A 17,921-nucleotide genomic window follows, 5' to 3' on the forward strand; every position below is an offset into this window, starting at 1 on the left:
ATAATTTCATCAAAAAACGCACTGCCTTTTACGACAGTGCGTTTTTTACTCGAATAACTATTTAAGACTGGCCGCCATTTGAACCAAGGTGTCGGTACTGTGGGCTTCCATCGTGTAAACCACGTTGTCACGCATCCAGGTCAAAACCTGTGGCCGTTGACCATCGCCTACGCTAACCTCAAACGTCCCGGTACCACGATCATCTGGGGCTGGTAGGTAATATTGTTCCAACAAATTGACAATATGCTGGGCGGTTGGCAATGGGTCTTCGCCATTAACTGCTGCGGCATGAACCGTCAGCTGCCAATGTCCTTCTTGCCATGTCAAGTAGCGCTGACCTGCCCCCGCATCAATCGTGCCCGTTAAGCCATGCCCTAGATCTACTGTTGGTAAGCCAGTCGTGCTGCTGTCATCATAGTGTCTGATTGCTTGGGCAGCCGCAGTCTTGCTGGCATAGGTCTTTTTATTTAAGATCAGGTAAGGCGTCTGGGAGCTTAAAGTTGGATCATTTAAGTGCTTGGCCGTGTAGCCGACACTGTAATAGATCGTGTAGTTGCTGGCATTTCCAGAATAGCGAACGTTTAGATGGCCGTTAGTCGTAGAAAGTCCTGGTGTAGTAGGCAAAAGAACACTGCCTAGCTGGGCACGAATTGCATGATTAAAAGCCGTTAAACGCTGCGCATCGCTGCCAGCTGGATTGACTGCGCTGGCCTTGGTTTGGCCGGCTGCTGAATTATCAGTTGTCGATTTTGCCGCAACTGATGAAGAGCTGGCGGTTGACGATGTTGAGCTATTACTGGATTGACTGACTGACGATTGCGCGGCCTGCGATGATTGGTCAGCCGATGTCGATTGGTTTTTGGAGCTTGTCTTTTTGGCCGATGAATGCTGTTTAGCTGTCTTAATACTATTGGAACTGGATGAATCTTTTTGACTCGATGTCGTTGAAGTTCCACACCCAGTCAGCAGCATAGCCAAAACTATCGCGCTGGTTATTAGATTGAATTTCCGTTTCATTATCTATTCCTCCCACCCTCAGATCTAAGAAAACGTTTTCGTTTAACTATATTATCCATCAAGTCTGCCGCAAAAACAAATTCAAATCGGCGAGCACAATGTAAGGCCGTTTTAAGAGCTTTTGCCGGTAACAAAAAACCGCTGAGATTCTTCATCCCAGCGGCAATTAATCTGGTTTGGCTAAAATACCAAGCGAGCACCCAGTACCAAAACGGAAATGGCGATTACGATGCCCACGCATTCAACGAAAAGGCAGCTAATGTTGATTGTCGTTGCTACCCAAGGGGCCGTTTGCGGCAGGTTATCCTGCACATCCTTTAATACGACAAACAAACTGCCAAGACCCATTACGGCAAAAACAATCAATGCGCCAAAAAGAGCGGCCTGGTTGAAAGCAGCAACAGCAACAAACATAATAAAACTTCCCTTCTTTAACTTATTTGCAAGGCTTATTCTAACACAAGCAACTTTTAAATCCACCCCACCTCCCTTGACAACCGACAGCATTTATGATTGGAAATGTTTGAAAAATGAATAAACTCGTTTTTAACCCATAAATGCCGTTTAAACCTTGATTAAATCTGAATTTATGCATATTTAATTTTTAAAATATTTTTTTAAAAAAAATTTGGTATCCTTTGAAGATAGCGTTTTCACAATTGGTTTGGTTAATTCCAAGCGTTTTACCATTGATTTTGTTAATATTCTTTCACAATCTAATATGTTATTTTTATCATATTTAGACAAAAAATAACTCCCCGTCTTACCTTTTCAGACGAGGAGTCACGATAATCAATCAGAACCTAAAGAACCGTCAAATGCATTTCACCGTCACGAACCAGCTTCATCTTTTTCATGATCTGGAAACCAACGACCGAGATCAATGCTGGCAGTGCCATCCCGCAAACAACGTAAGTTACAAACGAGCCGGTACTTTGCCCCCAGAAATAAATTGGCGCAATAAATGAGTTAAGACCTAGGCCCCCTACCGTGTAGGTCGCGCGGAAGTTAAACATAACCGTCGCCAATGGAGCACAGACCGCGGCTGCAACAACTGGTGGAATCAGCTGCAGTGGATTGACGATCAAATTAGGAAACTGCAGCTTAGGCGTAACTACAAATTGAGCAATATTGGCTCCAACTGTATTCTGCTTCCATGACATTGCCGTAAATCCAACAAACTGTGCCGTTGTACCAATTGCTGCGGCAGCCGATGAAACTGGATCCAGCATCAAGGCAACCGCCAACGCTGCTGAAGAAGCCGGTGTCATTAAGAATAGTGCCCAAACTACCGAGATGCAGATTGAACCAAGTACTGGGTTAACCGTCATTGATTTAGCAATGAAGCCACTTACCGCAATCAAAGCTGGCGTAACAACTGCAGCCAAACCCAAACCAGCCATCGTACCTACCATCGTTGCCGCAAATGGAACCAGAACCATATCCAGTGGTGTCTTACCGGAAAGATACTTGCCCAGCAAAGCCGCAATCAGGGCCGCACAGACTGCCGAAACCGGCTGACCAGTACTAAAAACACCAGTCCCCGCGGCTTGAACGGCGGTTTGACCAGTCGCCGTTACGGCAGCTACCCCTTTGGCTGCCGTAACGAAGTGAACCGCGTTAGAACCAACCGTTGCCGCAATCATAGAACTAAACATTACCAGCGTCGTCGTTCTTAATTCAACAGCAACAGCAATTCCCAGGGCTGGAGCTAAAAGATCCTGCGCCAGCGTCCCGGCCATGTACAGCGGCTGGAAGTGAACAAAACCTGCAATCGTCTGCATCAACAGTCCCATCCCCAGCGTGACCAGAATGGCATTGGCAACCGCTGCAGAAATATTATAGGCATATTCCTTAACGGTTGTTTTGTGCACGGCTCTTTCACGAGCACTCATGCTAAAGTTAGCTTGTTTAGTATTGGCTGCTTGCTCCATATGCATTACCTCTTTCTTCTCATACCTTTTTAATAAAAAACATCCACTGCCGATTCAACAAGCAGTGGATGTCAAGCGAGGATCTAGATTGATGCTTGTCCACTACCGCGTTTTCGGTTTCAGGCGCGCGTCGTGGACAGAAATCTCAATGCTAAAAAGCTGGGACTCTTGACCGCACGACACGTACGATAATAATGACCAGGACTAGAAAAATAAGATTTAGGACAATTGCTAATGGTGCCATTACGATCAAGCTCCTTCCTTAAAAAAAAATGAGATTTCTTAATGCATTTATAATATCAAATCAAAACGATTATGCAAGACGTTTTTTATAGTTTGTCTATTATTAAGTTGGTTTATGTAAAAAATACAAAAAAGAGCCGCTGCAAGCGACTCCATTCACAACTCATATTATTTTTTTAATGAACATAACGTTAATTTTGTTAACAGAGAATCATCCTAGCGCTGTCCCCGATCGCCATTGTCTTTAAGCCGTGGCACGTATTTAGTCAATGCGGCCAGCAGACGATCGACATCTTCAATTGTATTATAGATACCAAAACTAAATCTTAACGTCTCCCAGACGCGAGGGCTGTCTTGACCATACATGGCTACCAAAACATGAGAGGGATCCAACGAACCAGACGTGCAGGCTGAACCCGCAGCGCCAACAATGCCATCTAAATCAAGATTCGTCAACAGAGCATCGTTTGGAACGCCCTTAAACCAGATGCTGATGACTTGCGGCGCCATTCCTTCATCTAATCGTCCATTAATTGCAAAATCGATTCCGTTGGCTTTTAAACCATCAACCAAATGTTTTTTCAAGTTAAGATAACGTTCAGCCTGATCATTAAGGTTATTCATATGCAGTTCAATCGCCTTGGCAAAACCAGCCGCTGCCGGTACGTTCTCAGTTCCTGCCCGCCGTTTGAGCTCTTGGTCGCCACCGCGGATGAACGATGGAAAATTGATGCCCCGCCGCCGGTATAAAAAGCCAATCATCTTAGGGCCATTCAGCTTATGACCAGAAACTGAGAGCAGATCAATCTTGTCTTTTTGAACATCGATCGGCACGGTTCCATAAGCCTGGACCGCATCCGTGTGAAACCAGGCATTGGTTGGTGCTACGATCTCACCGATTTCATGGATTGGCAGATGACTGCCGACTTCATTATTGACCGTCATGATCGAGACTAGAATCGTATCAGGACGAATCGCCCGTTTCAGCTCTGTCAGATCAATCTGACCATTTTCATCAACATCAAGGTAGGTAACCTCATATCCTTGCTGCTCCAAGTCTTCCAAGGGCCGTAAAATCGCCTCGTGTTCAAACCGTGTGGTAATGATGTGACGTCCTTCACTGGCGCGGGCCAATGCCGTCTGCTTGATGGCGGTATTGTCGCTTTCCGTTCCACCACTAGTAATCACGATTTCATCATCATAAGCAGCGTTGATTGACTTGGCCATCACATGACGACTGTCTTCCAGGACCTGCTTGGCAATCCGGCCATAATAGTTGGTTGTCGAGGCATTGCCAAAGACATTGGTCATCTTCTCAGTCATTTCAGCTACGACTTCTGGAGCCATTGGCGTGGTCCCGGCATTATCAATATATACTCGCTTGTCCAAAATATTCGCTCCCATTTTTTGATTTGGTCAAGGTTCTTATTCTAGCGCATTTCTTAGTATAAACCTTTGCCGTTCAGACGCAAAATAAAGCCGCTCAGCTTGGGGAAACTGAGCGGCTTTATTAGTGCTTTATTCAATAATTGGGAGTATTTTTGAGAAAAAGTAGGGGATCATCAAATTAATCACCGTTGCTTGATTAATTTGATTGTCATTATATTACCGGTTAAATGCAATCAAGCTGTGGCGGATTTATGAAGGAATTGCGAATATTGATTAAGAAAGCTTAGTCATAACAACAGTTCAGTCAAAATCGCCTGCGGATTCCTACTTGCCAACTAAATTCAATCCGTTCAGCTGCCGACAGATCCGTGCCAGCTGGTGGTGCTGATTTTTAAAAAAGCTGTTTTGCGCCGTTACCAGATAAAGCGCGTGCCGAATTGCCAGTCCGTTCAATTTCCATTCAAAGAGCTGTCCGGCTGCCAGCTCGTCTTCAACTAGCGCCTGATACATAAAGCTGATGCCCACGCCGCCTTTAAGCAGCTCAATAATTGCATTGGGACTGCCAATCTCAACTACCTGTTTAAAATCATTCAAGCAGCTGCCATGTACCTGCAACCATTTTTCCAAAATCTGCCGTGTCCCTGATCCCAGTTCGCGAACCAAGAGCGGATAGTCAAACAGTTTTTCCAGACTAACCGCTGCTTTAAGCTGATGACTGCCAAACAGAGCAAATTTTTCTTGGCCAATGGTTTCCCAGACAAAATGCCGATGATCAAAATCTCCCTCAACTAGTGCCGCATCCAGTTCTCCTCTTTGAATCTGGCTGAGCAGCGTTTGCGTATTGCCAATCTGAGTCGTAACCGGCCAGTCTTGTTCGATCATTTTAGTCAGCACCTGGGGTAATAAAAAACTGCCAATTGAAAGTGTTGACCCCAATCTTAACGGCGCGGTCTCCTTTTTCAGCTTCGCCAGTATTTTTTGATCTTCATTCCTTAAAAACGTCAAATAATCAACCAAGCGTTTGGCAACAGGGGTCAAAGCTACTTTCTTTCCCTGATGATCAAGCAGTTTGAATCCTAGTTCTTTTTCCCAGGCATTCAATTGCTGTGAAACGGCTGGCTGAGTAATAAACAGCAATTTGGCAGCTGCAGTCAGCGATCCAGTTTGGGCAACAGCCAGCAGTGTTTTGCTGCGATGGTCGAGCAGCGGATCTTGATGCATAATTATTACCTCAATTCTTTTATAAGTAAAATTTTGCATATCAAAAAAATACTAATTTTTATTTATTAATATAACATGATAGGCTTAAATCATCATCAATCTGAGTTAAGAGAAAGGGTTTTGGATATGACTAAGACATTATTCTCACGGCAATTTGTCGTAGCATTTTTGCTTACACTGCTGTGTTCTCTGGCAGGCTCTTTTTTAGGTAATCTGCCCTACCTGTCCGTAATCGGCGCTTTGGTAATTGCTTTGATTCTGGGGATGCTGATGCAGTTTGCTCAGCCTGCCGTTGCTTACAGTCAGTCTGGGATTGGCTTGATTTCCAATAAGTTTTTGCGTCTAGGCATTATTCTTTTAGGGTTTAAGCTGAATCTGATTGCCTTGGCACAAGCTGGCATCAAAACGATCCTGCTGGCAGTCGTGATCGTTTCGGGTACGATTCTGCTGGTTTATTCCTTGGCTCGGCGCTTTGGCGTTGATCGTCATCTGGCAATTCTGGTCGCCAGCGGAACGGGAATCTGCGGTGCAGCAGCCGTGATGGGAATTTCATCACAGTTTGACAATGCTGCCAGCGAAAACGAAGCTGAGCGTCAACGTGAAAACAAAGTCGTTGCCGTTGCTATTGTTGCGATTCTAGGAACTTTATTCACGCTTTTGGAAATTGGCATCAAGCCGCTTTTACACATGTCTGCCGTTCAATTTGGCGTTATGACTGGGGGTTCGCTGCACGAGATCGCCCATGCCGTAGCTGCTGGCAGCGCTGGTGGTCCGGTCAGTCTAGACACTGCAATCATTACCAAGCTTTCACGAGTCTTAATGCTGGCACCGGCTGCGATGATTATTGGCTGGTGGTACCAAAAAAAGGGCATTAAAGATGGCTCAATTGTTTTGACGAATGACCAAAAACGAGTTCCGATTCCTTGGTTCATGGTCGGCTTTATTCTAGCCAGCGTGATTGGAACCTTTATGCCATTAGGCGCCACAATTATTGCCGATCTGGTTAAGCTGGCCTACCTGGTTTTAGGGATGGCAATGGCTGCCCTTGGCATGAGCGTTAACTTTAAGGTCTTGTTGACACGCGGCCGCAACGCACTGCTGGCTGCTGTTTTAGGTTCGTTTGTACTGTTGGGCTTCGTAGCTGCCATGAGCAAATTATTCTTCTAAATGATAAACAAAAAAGAGCTGAGGAATTTCTCAGCTCTTTTTTAGTTGCTTACAACCGTATTATATTCGGCACCGTTTGGCAGCGTGAACTCAAGATTGTTGATTCCATCATAGCCATTTTGAACCGCATAGTCATAAAGCCTGGTTTCCGTGTTGGTAACATGTTTTGGCTTTTCGCCGATCGATTTGCGAATTGCCTTGGAGACCCGGTTGATCTCAGTTGGCGTGACTGCCTGGAAGGATACACCATCAATCGTGGCACTGATTCCCTGCAGATGATCGATCTTGACGTTGCTCAGTGCCGGACTGTATTTGGTATAAAGCGTCGTAACGGCTTTAACCGGCAAATCAGTCCGCACGCCATCGCCAGCCGCCTGCAAAAGCTTATTGGCAACCGTGATTGAGCCATTTTTCTTAAACTTGTTGATAACGGCCTCTAAGATCTGCTGTTGCCGATATTGACGACCATAGTCGCCTCTTGGATCATCATAGCGCATCCGCGAGTATTTAAGCGCTTGGCTGCCGTTTAAATGCTGCTTGCCTTTTTTAAAATGATGTCCCTCATAGGTAAAGGCAAACGAATTGTTGACCGTTACCCCGCCAACCGCATCGACGACCTTTTCCAAAACCCCCATATTGACGGAAGCGTAGTAATCGATCTTAATGCCAAGCAGCTCCTCAACCTGTTTTTTCGTTTCCTTAACGCCGCCCAGCGAATAGGCCGCGTTCAGCTTAACGTAGGTGTAGCCGCCCTTGACTTTGACCTTGACTGGGATATCGCGGGAAATAGCAGTCATTCGCACTGTCTTCTTTTTAGGATTGACGGTAATGACTTCAATCGAGTCCGTGTTGCCGGCTCCCCAATTCTTGCGCCCTAAAGCACCAGAATCGATACCAAGCGTCAATATCGTGATTGGCTTGCCCTGCTGCAGTTTTTTATCGACCTTTTCACTGTTGCTGAATACTTTTGAGGCAGCTTGATGAACCTGGTAATACTCATAGCAACCACCAGCTGCCAAAACAATTACGATCAGCGCCAGCAGCCATTTAAGCCAACGCCATTTCTTCTTTTTGGGCGTTTTGGCTGGTTGTGTCTTTTCTTCCATTTTTCTATCCGCATTAATAAATCAAGAATCTTATTAAATCACCTTTATAAATGATTCTCAATTAATAATGCAAACCTCCCTGTCATAGATTTGGCAGTTGCTTTATCAATTGCCACGTTTAGCCTGACTAATTCAATTTATCAGAAAAAAGCTGCCACATTTGACTTTCAACAAAAAATTTAATAATCAATAACTTTCTTTAAAAAATTTTATAAACTTTGTTAAAAAAAACACCGTTCATGATAAACGGTGTTTTGATTGATTCAAATTTAAATTCTGATTTTAGTACCAGCCATTGCTCAGCCAGTGTTGCTTAGCATTAGCCCAAGAACCGTAACGACCAGCAACGTACCGATCAGCTACGAGTTCTTGGTTGGCAGGTGAGTAATCGCCGTTCAGGTAGGCAGCGCTCAATTGGTACTTACCGATGTATTGACCATTGCGAGCGCCATAGTTGTTGCCTGATTCATGAGCAGCAATCCAAGCCTTGGCATCTGCTTCAGAGCCGTAAGCCGTGGAAGTGTAGTTAGAAGCGTAGTTGGTAGTGGTTTGTGAAGCTTGAGCAGCAGCTGATTGCGTAGATGCTTGAGCGGCTGGCTGAGCAGTCGTTTGAGCAGCAGTTGCCTGGCCATCAGTCTTAATAACCAATTGTTGACCAACGTAGATCTTGTTGACGTCTTGAATGTTGTTTTGTTGAGCCAGCGTTTGAACCAAGCTGTTGTCGTTAGCGAACTTTTGAGAGATGCTGGACAGCGTGTCGCCAGATTGAACCGTGTACAGCGTGTCAGCGTTAGCAACCGTAGCAGTAGCAGCAACGCCAAAAGCAACGGCACCCAAAGCAGCGGTAATCTTCTTAAAGTTCTTCTTCATAGAAATCAAAACCATCCTTTATCAATTCGTTTTTATCATTTCCTTATCAACGTCCTTTATCATACACGCTCAATATTACTAATTGATAACAAGGCAATTGCGTTTTTAGAGTTTTTTACGGCTATTTTGTAATATTCTGTAATAAATCAATGACCAGTTAAACAGCGTTCTGATCATAAATGTTATTATATCAGTATTTTTCGGCTTGTCTAACTTTTTTATATCTGCATTTGAAATATTGCAAAAAAAATCGTAAAAAGTCACACAAAAACCATTTTTATGATTTCAGCGACTTTTTACGACCAGATTTTAAGCCTGAATTACGCCTTATGTTACATTAATGTTGCAAAAAATTTTTCCAGGTAAACGGCAACGCCATCTTCGTTATTAGATTTGGTTAAATGATCAGCAGCTTTTTTGACGTTATCCAAACCATTTGCCATTACCACACCATCACCAGCATCACGAATCATCTCATAATCATTATCGGCGTCGCCAAAAGTCATCAGATTGGCAAAATTCCAGCCATAATGCTCTAGCAGTGCCTGTAGCCCAACGCTCTTGTTGACCCCGTTTGGCAAAAATTCTAATACCATCGGCTGCGATTGAACAACATTGACCTGCTGCCGTAATTCATCGGGAACGGCTGGCAGAACCTCTTGACTCATCTTAGCAGCTGGAATCGCCATAATCGCCTTGGCATAGACATGGTCGCCACCTGGCAGATCGTTGAAGTGCGCGTCTTTAAATTCAATGTTTTTTAAAATGGTTTTGTAGATTGAACGCGGCATGTCCATGATTTCATAGACGCGATCAAAGTCCAGAACATCTAGCGAAAAATCGTGCTGCTTGGCAAAATCAAAGACTGCCTGCAGCTTGTCTTTTGAGATTCCATGTTCTGATAAAGCAGCCCGCGTTTGGTTATTAACGACCAGCCCGCCATTAAAGGTAATCGTGTAGTCGTCAGCTGTGGTCAGACCTAGTTGTTCAATATATGGCCAGATCGCGTTGATTGGTCGACCCGTACAGAGCACGATTTTGATGCCTTGTTCATGCAGCCGTTTCAAGACCGCCTCGTTTCGGGGACTGATCTCTTTTTGACTGTTGAGCAGCGTGTTATCCATATCTAATGCAATCATTTTAATCATAAGCGTTTCTCTTTTCTATTTGTTCTTTAGGATCGTTTTAACAATCAGTCGCGTAAAGTACGCATTCCCCTGCTCATTCATATGAACCTTGTCTTGCGCAAACCACTCGGCATGATCATTGGCAGTCTGATTCCAGTCAATCACGTGTACGTTGGTATGCTGTTTGGCGGCCTGTTTGATCTGATCGCAAACCGTCTGTTCCCAGTCACGCGTAGGTACGTGCGGCGTGATCCAATAAACCTGATGATCCTTACCGATTGCCGCTAAAATATCATCAATCGTCTGCGAATCCATCGCGCCATTGGTTCCTAGATTTAAAATCACGACTTTTTGCAGCTGCCCCTTGGCTTTAAGCTCTTTAATAACGGCTGGCGTAGCGCTCCCCTGGCGCCCGACTTCAGCATCGACATAAGCATGCGGCATGATCTCTTGAATATCCTGCGAAGCATCGGCCATTACTGAATCACCGATTGCCGTGGCCTTCAGTTCTGAGGCTGCTTTAAGCTGGTTCGAGGTCAGACCGTATTTTTTCTGCAGCGACTTGCTGTTGACGTTAACTTTAACCGTCTTTCCTTTTGCAATCTGCTTGTTTTTAGCAGCCGTGGCCTGGCGACTCTTCTCGATGCGGGTCTGAACCGCACTCTTTTTAGCCGGCTTGCTCGGCAGCATCAGACCGCATAGCGCAATAAAGCAGATGATGACGACTGGGCCAACTTTCAGCCATTGGTGCCAATCCCGCATTTTAAAGTCGATCCAATGACGAATGCTGGCCGGCAGATACCGCCACTGATAATGAGCAAGCGGCTGTTCAACCAATCGATAGGAAAGTTCACTGACCGCTAAAATCAGCAGACATTCAACTAAAGCATTGATTACCGGATGACGGCCAATCTCAACGACTCGTTCATAAAAGACCATAATCGGCAGCTGGTAGACGTAAATGCCATATGAGCGCTGACCGATCCAGGTAAAGAAAGGGTTGGTCAGCCAGCGATTCATATGACTACCCGGATGAACTACCGTCGCAATCAAAATCATTCCGATCAGGCTATAAAAAAACATGCCGCCACGATAGGTCCAGCTGCTTTGACCTGGCAGCGTAAAAAAGCCCAGTAGCGTAATCAGCAGTGTACCAATCCCGAATCCATCCAAGATTTTAGCAGCATTTGTCGTCAGATTGGCGTTAAGGCGATCAATCGGCCAGCACAAGGCCAGCCAGGAACCCAAGAGCATCGAAAAGGCTCGCGTATCCGTTCCATAGTAGACTCGGTTAATGTTTTGCGGATCAAACAGCAGCGCCATTTCAACTGCTGAAGCAACCGCCAGGATAAAGACTGTCCACTTGATTTTGGAACGTTTCCGCAAAATTAAAAATAACATGAATAAAATCAGCGGCCACAAGAAGTAAAACTGAGCCTCAACGCCTAACGTCCATAAATGCGTAAACGGCGACTCCCCATTGAAGCGGTCAAAATAAGACTGGCCATGGCCGATTTCCCACCAGTTGTAGACCCATAGCAGATTAGTAGCGATGGTGCTTTTGATATTATGCAGCAGATCACGAGCAAACAGCGTAATATAAGCCGTCGTGACTATCAGCATAACGATCAGTACCGGGTACAGCCGCCGCAGACGCTTAAGATAAAACTTCGTCAGCTGAATACCGCCGGTTTGATCCATTTGCCGCACCAGCTGCAGGGTAACAAAATACCCAGAGATCAATAAGAACAGCGGTACGCCTAAATAACCGCCTGGCAACGTTGTCGGCAACAGGTGATAGATGATCACGCCAAGCACGGCTAACGTTCGGACGCCATCGACTCCTGTCACATATTGCTTGGACCGCATAGATTTCCCCCCAAATAAAAAATAACAACTTTTATTATAATCACAGTTGACCAACAAGTCTCATCAAAATGATTTTTTATAAAATAACGGTCGCGACAGCCTTTTTCTGCCCCGACCGTTGTTAGAAATATTAAGATCACTCAATCAGCCAACTCGGTTTTCACGCAGAATCGCCTTGACCAGCTGATCAGCTTCTGGGGTTCGTTTCCATTCCTCCCAGTGATCCATTGATTCATCTTGCATCTGATAGTGTGTGTTGATGAAATGCTCATAGTTGATCACGTTTTGTGAATGCGGGATATTCAGCTTTAAAATGCGAACTTCCTTAATATAACCACGCTCAGCAGCCAGCTCAGCTCGACCATTATGAACCATATTGCCGATTTCATAATATTTAGTGCCGTCATTACGCGTAATTTCTTCTATTAAGGTAAAAACTTCATGCTGTTCTTCCATTTAAACAAATCCCCTTTCGCATCTATTGTATCAGAAAATAAAAATCATCGCCGTGGACCGACGATGATTGGCATAAGAGAGAAAGAGAATTGATTAGAAGGTAAATACTTAATACCTTGTGACTATATATTACAAAATATTGTAAGCGCTGTCAACAACTATTCAGATTTTTTCCGCTATTGACATAAAATAAAAAGAAGAAACGGCAAATCGTTTCTTCTTTTTATGATTATTGTACCGTAACCGACTTAGCCAGGTTGCGCGGCTTGTCAACGTCTAAGCCCTTGCCCAGACTCGTGTAGTAAGCAAGCAGCTGTGCAGGAACGACACTCAAAAGCGGCGTCAGCAGTTCGTCAACGTCTGGAATGATGATATTGTCGTCTTCATGCGCCAGATGACGTGAAACAATCGTTAAGACAGCAGCACCCCGTGACTGCGTTTCTTCCAGATTGCTGCGCGTAAGTCCTGCTGTCCGATCTTGGGTAATAATAGCAATTACCGGCGTTTGATTTTCAATCAACGCGATCGTACCATGCTTAAGCTCGCCAGATGCGAAACCTTCCGCTTGAACATAAGAGATCTCCTTAAGTTTCAAAGCGGCTTCCAAAGAAACTGACCAGTCAATACCCCGACCAATGTAAAAGGCGTTGCGTGGCTTAGAGAGGTAGCGTGAAGCCAGTGCTTCAATGTCTTCTTTTGAGTCGGTAATTGACTGCATCCCATTGGCAATCGTTCCCAACTGGTGTTTCAAGTCGAAGTTTTGAGCAGCATCGCGATTCAGGTATTCACCCAATGCCTTGGCCAAAATAGCTTCAACCGCGATCTGAGCCGTGTAGGCCTTAGTAGAGGCAACGGCAATCTCTGGACCAGCATACAGGAGTAAAGTAAAGGTAGCCTCACGAGAAAGCGTTGATTTATCAACATTGGTAATCGTCAAGCTTGGCCAGTTGTGTTCATTGACGTGTACCAACACTTCGCGACTGTCAGCTGTTTCACCACTCTGCGACAGGAACAGGAAGAACGGCTTTTGACTAAGCAACGGCTGCTCATAGGCAAACTCTGATGAGATATGAACCGTAGTCGGCACGCCACAAAGCTTTTCAAACATCCGGGCCCCAATCAAACCGGCATGATAGCTGGTCCCGGCACCAATAACGTAAATGTGATCGGATTCAGCCATTGCCTGCAAAAGCTTTTCGCTGATCTGCGGCTGATCGTCACTGTCAAAGTATTCTTGCACAAGCTTGCGCATTACGGCAGGCTGCTCATCAATTTCTTTTAGCATATAGAATGGATACGTACCCTTGTCGGCAGCACTTGGATCCATATCGACCTTAAAGGAATCGCGTTTCTTTTCCGTGCCATCGAATTCTTCAATCGTTACATTGTCTGGCTTGACGATCACCAGTTCATGGTCATTGATTTCCATAAATTCGTTGGTTTCATCAATCATCGACATAGCATCAGAACCTACCATGTTATAGCCTTGGCACAGTCCAACCAGCAATGGACTCTTGTTCTTAGCCACAAACAGCGTATCTGGCTGCTCGCGATCCATCAAGGCAAAAGCATATGAAGAATCAGAGCTGATTAAGCGCAGAACTTTAAGCAGCGCATCCTTGGTATCCATCTTGTATTCAACGACAAACTTGTCAACCAGCTGAACGATAACTTCCGTGTCAGTTTGACTCTTGAATTCAACACCCTTAAGATATTCTTCTTTCAGCTGCTGATAGTTTTCAATTACCCCGTTATGAACCAGATAGAATCGTTCATCATTGGAGTAGTGCGGGTGCGCGTTGGTTTCACTTGGAACACCGTGCGTAGCCCAGCGCGTGTGGCCAATCCCAGCCACCCCTTTAACTTCTGGCGTTAAGGCAGCTTCCAGGTTGCTGATGCGACCAGGACGCTTAACCAGGTAGTCATGTCCTTTTTCATCGTTGACGTAGATGCCGGCGGAGTCGTAACCGCGGTATTCCAGACGCTTCAACCCGTCGATCAAAATAGAAACGCTGCGATCGTTTCCTGTAACACCAACAATTCCACACATAATATTTCCCATCCTTCAATAAAATTGGTATAGATAACTTTAAAATCAAGCTATTAATTAATAACACTATTGTATATTAATAATTGCCGGCCCCAATGTCAATCGATTAACCTCGATTGGTATAGAGTCGGCAATTTTTTAACAGTTTTAAAGGCGTCACGACAACGATTGAGCTCATCGCTGCCAGCCTAAATATTATCTAAGATTATTTAACTTCAAGCTCGCGGCGAGCAACTTCCGCAATTTTTTCAACATAGGCATGGACCAGTTCTTTGGTTGGCGCTTCAGCCATGATTCGCAGCAACGGTTCGGTACCAGAAGGACGAACCAAGACACGGCCATCACCGTTCATTTCCTTTTCAACATCAGCAATGACAGCCTTCAAAGCTGGGTTGTCCATCGCTGCTTGCTTGTCAGCCACGGTAATGTTGACCAGTTCTTGTGGGTATGTCTTGACATCAGATGCCAGTTCCTTAAGGCTCTTGCCACTGGATTTTACGACCTGCAGCAGCTGCAGTGCCGTCAGCATCCCATCGCCAGTCGTATTGTGGTCAAGAAAGATAATGTGGCCCGACTGCTCGCCACCCAGATTGTAGCCTGACTTCAGCATTTCCTCAACGACATAACGATCGCCAACCTTAGTCTGCACGCTCTTCATGCCATGCGCTTCCATTGCCTTGTACATTCCCAGATTGCTCATCACCGTAGTAACGATCGTATCTTTTTTCAAGCGGCCGTTTTCATTCAGATACTTGCCACAGATGTACATAATCTTGTCGCCATCGACCAGGTTACCCTCATTGTCAACAGCAATGCAACGGTCACCATCGCCATCAAATGCCAGCCCCAGATCAGCATGGTTAGCAACTACAGCTTCCTGCAGGCTTTCGGGATGCGTTGATCCACAGTTGAGATTGGTGTTGAGACCATTAGGATTGGCATGAATCGGCGTAAAGTCAACATTCAAATCCGCCAACAGATTGGAAACAAAGCCGCTGGTAGCACCATTGGCAGCATCAACAACCACCTTTAGGCCAGAAAGATCCGTTGAAATCGTCTGTTCCAAAAAAGATGTGTATTTGAGTGCACCTTCATGGTAGTCTTCAACCGTTCCTAAACCAGCATCAGATGGCCGTGGCAAGGTATCCGTTTCGGCATCCAGGAGCTGTTCAATCTCATATTCCAGCTCATCGGAAAGTTTGAAGCCATCGCTGCCAAAATACTTGATGCCATTATATTGGATTGGATTATGACTGGCCGTGATCATTACACCGGCATCGGCCCCCTGTGCTCTAACCAAATAGGCAACGCCAGGCGTAGTGACGACACCTAAGCGCAGCACTTCGATACCGACTGAAAGCAGACCAGCAACCAAGGCATTTTCCAGCATTTGACCGGAAATTCGCGTATCACGGGAAACCAAGACTTGGGGCTGCTTGCGTTCTGAGTGCCGAGTCAAGACATAGCCACCGGCACGGCCAACCTTAAAAGCCAGTTCTGGGCTCAGGTCGCGATTGGCCACGCCACGAACGCCATCAGTTCCAAAATATTTCAAATTCATGTTTCTCCTCGTTTCTGGGCTAAAAAGCTCCGTTAAAATTCACTATGTTTGATTATACTACTTTGCGTCATTTTCGCTTGTCGAAACCAACGAATTATTTGACTGACTGCCAGATGACGAGTTGGCTGAGCTATGCTTGACTGAAGAAGAGCTTGCAGAATCCGCCGAATCATCAGAGCTGGACTGCGTTATCGCCGAGCTGGTCGCCGAGGACGAACCCGAATTCTTATCGCCACTGTCAGTCTGACTGATTGGCACGGTTACCGATACCGTATTTGGCATGATTACCACATTCATCGTCTGACCGCTTTCGTTGATTGCCTGTAGCGTTACCGTCCGATGTAGCGTGCTTTGCGCGTTTTTAGGCACGTTGACATAAGCAATTACTTTGGCAACCTGCTGCACCTCACTTTTGGCACCGGTAATCTGAACCTTTTCCAATGCAGCCTTGGGCGTTCCAATCTGATAGCTGCCATTTAAGGTTTTAGAGCTTAAGCGCACTTCTACCGGCACCGTTGCAGTATTGCGCGATTGAATGTTGACCTTAATCTTGGCCGGTGTGATCGCATAGCTTAAGTCTTTATTCAGACCGGACGCCTTTAAACGCACCTCATGCTTGCCGGTTCCCAGCTTGGTCAGATCCGCATAGACCTTAAAATTTTGTGTATTGGCCGTGGTCGTTACCAAAGCAGAGGGGCCAGTAATCTTGATTTTGACGTATTGTGGAAAGCCGGTGACTACATATTTTTCCGAATTTGACTTAACCTCCAGCGGTATCTTGAGCGTCTGCGTTTTATTGGCCATCAGTGCAGTATTTTGGCCGTTTTGCGATGACTGACGCGTATCGCTGCTTTTGCTGCCAGTAACGTATATAAATAGTAGGATTGCCAATATCAAGGAAACGATTCGCAATACCCAGACGTGATCGAACAGGCCCATCTTGTCATTTTTCATGCTGATCGCCTCCCTGCTTACGAAAACGCCGCATCAAATTGGTAAGAAAATTCTCGGGACTTGGATGCTGAGGAGTTTCGGTGTAAAGTTGCGCCCGTAAAAACTTCAGATAGTCTTTGCGTGACATACCTCGCATCAGCTCGTTATTTTTGGTAATCGAAACTTCACCCGTTTCTTCAGAGACTACAATCGTCAGCGCGTCGGTAACCTCACTGATCCCCACTGCCGCGCGGTGCCGCGTGCCAAGATCTTTAGGAATCAGCTTCGAGTCAGAAAGTGGCAGATAAGCGGCAGCGACAGCGATGCGATTATTTTTGATGATCACGGCCCCATCATGCAGCGGCGTATTTGGAATAAACGTATTGATCAAAAGAGCACCGGTAACCTCGGCATCCAATGGAATTCCCGTTTCAATATATTCTTCTAGACCGGTTTCCATCTCAATACAGATCAAGGCTCCGATCCGTCGTTTGGAAAGATATTGAATCGCTTGGTCCAATTGCCGAATCAAGTCTTCTTCTTCTTCGTTGGCTTTAGGCGTACGGGCAAACAGCGCGCCTCGTCCTAAATGCTCCAGCCCCCGCCGAATCTCTGGCTGGAAGATCACGACAATGGCGATGACTCCCCAGTTGATAATCTGATCCATCACCCAAGAAACCGTGCTGAGTCCGATATACCAACTGATCAGCTTAACCAGGATGATAATCAGAATTCCTTTGAACAGCTGCACGGCCTTAGTCCCGCGAACCAGCATCAACAACTCATAGATCAAAAACCAGATGACTAAAATATCAATTAGATTGACCAGATTATGCCAGTTGAGGAGTGATGCAAGAAACTGCAATATATTTCTCTCCCTTCTGCCTTAAAATAAAATTCTTAAGTATGATTATATCAGTCAACCACCATCAGCTAAAGTCGATGACTTGTGAGCAGACACCCCGATATTGAGTATCC

15 protein-coding genes are annotated in these 17,921 nt (G+C 45.4%); 1 reads left to right on the forward strand and 14 read right to left on the reverse strand.

Features of this window, described 5'->3' with window-relative positions; translation table 11 throughout:
- Positions 1–57 precede the first annotated feature (57 nt).
- The 5 genes from ACLUWI_RS09070 to ACLUWI_RS09090 all read right to left on the reverse strand — a co-directional run bounded on the left by ACLUWI_RS09070 (position 58) and on the right by ACLUWI_RS09090 (position 5,804).
- Positions 58–1,017, reverse strand: a complete 960-nt coding sequence (locus ACLUWI_RS09070) for a hypothetical protein (protein WP_412147054.1) — start codon at positions 1,015–1,017, stop codon at positions 58–60.
- Between the two features lie 180 nt (positions 1,018–1,197).
- Positions 1,198–1,431 (reverse strand): hypothetical protein, encoded by a 234-nt coding sequence (locus ACLUWI_RS09075; protein ID WP_412147055.1) that lies wholly within the window; start codon positions 1,429–1,431, stop codon positions 1,198–1,200.
- Between the two features lie 389 nt (positions 1,432–1,820).
- Entirely contained in the window at positions 1,821–2,951 is a 1,131-nt protein-coding gene (locus tag ACLUWI_RS09080; RefSeq protein ID WP_412147056.1) for a PTS transporter subunit IIC, read from the reverse strand.
- Between the two features lie 459 nt (positions 2,952–3,410).
- Entirely contained in the window at positions 3,411–4,598 is a 1,188-nt protein-coding gene (locus ACLUWI_RS09085; RefSeq protein WP_412147057.1) for a cysteine desulfurase family protein, read from the reverse strand.
- A 309-nt stretch (positions 4,599–4,907) separates the two neighbouring features.
- The gene (locus ACLUWI_RS09090; protein ID WP_412147058.1) at positions 4,908–5,804 is read right to left on the reverse strand and encodes a LysR substrate-binding domain-containing protein; all 897 of its coding nucleotides are present in this window, start codon (positions 5,802–5,804) and stop codon (positions 4,908–4,910) included.
- Between the two features lie 126 nt (positions 5,805–5,930).
- Between ACLUWI_RS09090 and ACLUWI_RS09095 the strand changes: the two genes are divergently transcribed.
- Positions 5,931–6,971, forward strand: a complete 1,041-nt coding sequence (locus ACLUWI_RS09095; RefSeq protein ID WP_412147059.1) for a YeiH family protein — start codon at positions 5,931–5,933, stop codon at positions 6,969–6,971.
- Between the two features lie 41 nt (positions 6,972–7,012).
- Here the strand turns inward: ACLUWI_RS09095 and ACLUWI_RS09100 are convergent, their stop codons facing one another.
- The 9 genes from ACLUWI_RS09100 to cdaA all read right to left on the reverse strand — a co-directional run bounded on the left by ACLUWI_RS09100 (position 7,013) and on the right by cdaA (position 17,808).
- The gene (locus ACLUWI_RS09100) at positions 7,013–8,077 is read right to left on the reverse strand and encodes an LCP family protein (RefSeq protein ID WP_412147060.1); all 1,065 of its coding nucleotides are present in this window, start codon (positions 8,075–8,077) and stop codon (positions 7,013–7,015) included.
- 282 nt (positions 8,078–8,359) lie between these two features.
- The gene (locus tag ACLUWI_RS09105; RefSeq protein ID WP_412147067.1) at positions 8,360–8,953 is read right to left on the reverse strand and encodes a LysM peptidoglycan-binding domain-containing protein; all 594 of its coding nucleotides are present in this window, start codon (positions 8,951–8,953) and stop codon (positions 8,360–8,362) included.
- A 326-nt stretch (positions 8,954–9,279) separates the two neighbouring features.
- Positions 9,280–10,095, reverse strand: coding sequence for a Cof-type HAD-IIB family hydrolase (locus ACLUWI_RS09110; RefSeq protein WP_412147061.1), 816 nt, complete (start codon positions 10,093–10,095; stop codon positions 9,280–9,282).
- 15 nt (positions 10,096–10,110) lie between these two features.
- Positions 10,111–11,943 (reverse strand): acyltransferase family protein, encoded by a 1,833-nt coding sequence (locus tag ACLUWI_RS09115; protein WP_412147062.1) that lies wholly within the window; start codon positions 11,941–11,943, stop codon positions 10,111–10,113.
- Between the two features lie 144 nt (positions 11,944–12,087).
- Positions 12,088–12,399, reverse strand: a complete 312-nt coding sequence (locus tag ACLUWI_RS09120; protein ID WP_006500368.1) for a hypothetical protein — start codon at positions 12,397–12,399, stop codon at positions 12,088–12,090.
- 229 nt (positions 12,400–12,628) lie between these two features.
- Entirely contained in the window at positions 12,629–14,449 is a 1,821-nt protein-coding gene (glmS, locus tag ACLUWI_RS09125; protein ID WP_412147063.1) for a glutamine--fructose-6-phosphate transaminase (isomerizing), read from the reverse strand.
- A 205-nt stretch (positions 14,450–14,654) separates the two neighbouring features.
- On the reverse strand, positions 14,655–16,010 hold the full coding sequence (gene glmM / locus ACLUWI_RS09130; protein WP_412147064.1) for a phosphoglucosamine mutase: 1,356 nt from the start codon (positions 16,008–16,010) through the stop codon (positions 14,655–14,657).
- Between the two features lie 57 nt (positions 16,011–16,067).
- Positions 16,068–16,964, reverse strand: a complete 897-nt coding sequence (locus ACLUWI_RS09135) for a YbbR-like domain-containing protein (RefSeq protein ID WP_412147065.1) — start codon at positions 16,962–16,964, stop codon at positions 16,068–16,070.
- Positions 16,954–17,808: a diadenylate cyclase CdaA gene (cdaA, locus tag ACLUWI_RS09140; RefSeq protein ID WP_412147066.1), complete on the reverse strand. Its 855-nt coding sequence runs from the start codon at positions 17,806–17,808 to the stop codon at positions 16,954–16,956. The genes ACLUWI_RS09135 and cdaA overlap by 11 nt, the downstream gene beginning before the upstream one ends.
- Between the last annotated feature and the right edge of the window lie 113 nt (positions 17,809–17,921).

Source organism: Limosilactobacillus mucosae (assembly GCF_046939755.1).
Classification (GTDB): Bacteria; Bacillota; Bacilli; order Lactobacillales; family Lactobacillaceae; genus Limosilactobacillus; species Limosilactobacillus mucosae_A.

Excerpts from the sequence above, each read along its gene's own strand:
- ACLUWI_RS09080 (WP_412147056.1), bottom strand. The coding sequence starts at position 2,951 with ATGGAGCAAGCAGCCAATACTAAACAAGCTAACTTTAGCATGAGTGCT.
- ACLUWI_RS09115 (WP_412147062.1), bottom strand. The coding sequence starts at position 11,943 with ATGCGGTCCAAGCAATATGTGACAGGAGTCGATGGCGTCCGAACGTTA.
- ACLUWI_RS09135 (WP_412147065.1), bottom strand. The coding sequence starts at position 16,964 with ATGAAAAATGACAAGATGGGCCTGTTCGATCACGTCTGGGTATTGCGA.
- ACLUWI_RS09085 (WP_412147057.1), bottom strand. The coding sequence starts at position 4,598 with ATGGGAGCGAATATTTTGGACAAGCGAGTATATATTGATAATGCCGGG.
- ACLUWI_RS09095 (WP_412147059.1), top strand. The coding sequence starts at position 5,931 with ATGACTAAGACATTATTCTCACGGCAATTTGTCGTAGCATTTTTGCTT.
- ACLUWI_RS09100 (WP_412147060.1), bottom strand. The coding sequence starts at position 8,077 with ATGGAAGAAAAGACACAACCAGCCAAAACGCCCAAAAAGAAGAAATGG.
- glmS (WP_412147063.1), bottom strand. The coding sequence starts at position 14,449 with ATGTGTGGAATTGTTGGTGTTACAGGAAACGATCGCAGCGTTTCTATT.
- glmM (WP_412147064.1), bottom strand. The coding sequence starts at position 16,010 with ATGAATTTGAAATATTTTGGAACTGATGGCGTTCGTGGCGTGGCCAAT.
- ACLUWI_RS09120 (WP_006500368.1), bottom strand. The coding sequence starts at position 12,399 with ATGGAAGAACAGCATGAAGTTTTTACCTTAATAGAAGAAATTACGCGT.
- ACLUWI_RS09070 (WP_412147054.1), bottom strand. The coding sequence starts at position 1,017 with ATGAAACGGAAATTCAATCTAATAACCAGCGCGATAGTTTTGGCTATG.
- ACLUWI_RS09075 (WP_412147055.1), bottom strand. The coding sequence starts at position 1,431 with ATGTTTGTTGCTGTTGCTGCTTTCAACCAGGCCGCTCTTTTTGGCGCA.
- ACLUWI_RS09110 (WP_412147061.1), bottom strand. The coding sequence starts at position 10,095 with ATGATTAAAATGATTGCATTAGATATGGATAACACGCTGCTCAACAGT.
- ACLUWI_RS09090 (WP_412147058.1), bottom strand. The coding sequence starts at position 5,804 with ATGCATCAAGATCCGCTGCTCGACCATCGCAGCAAAACACTGCTGGCT.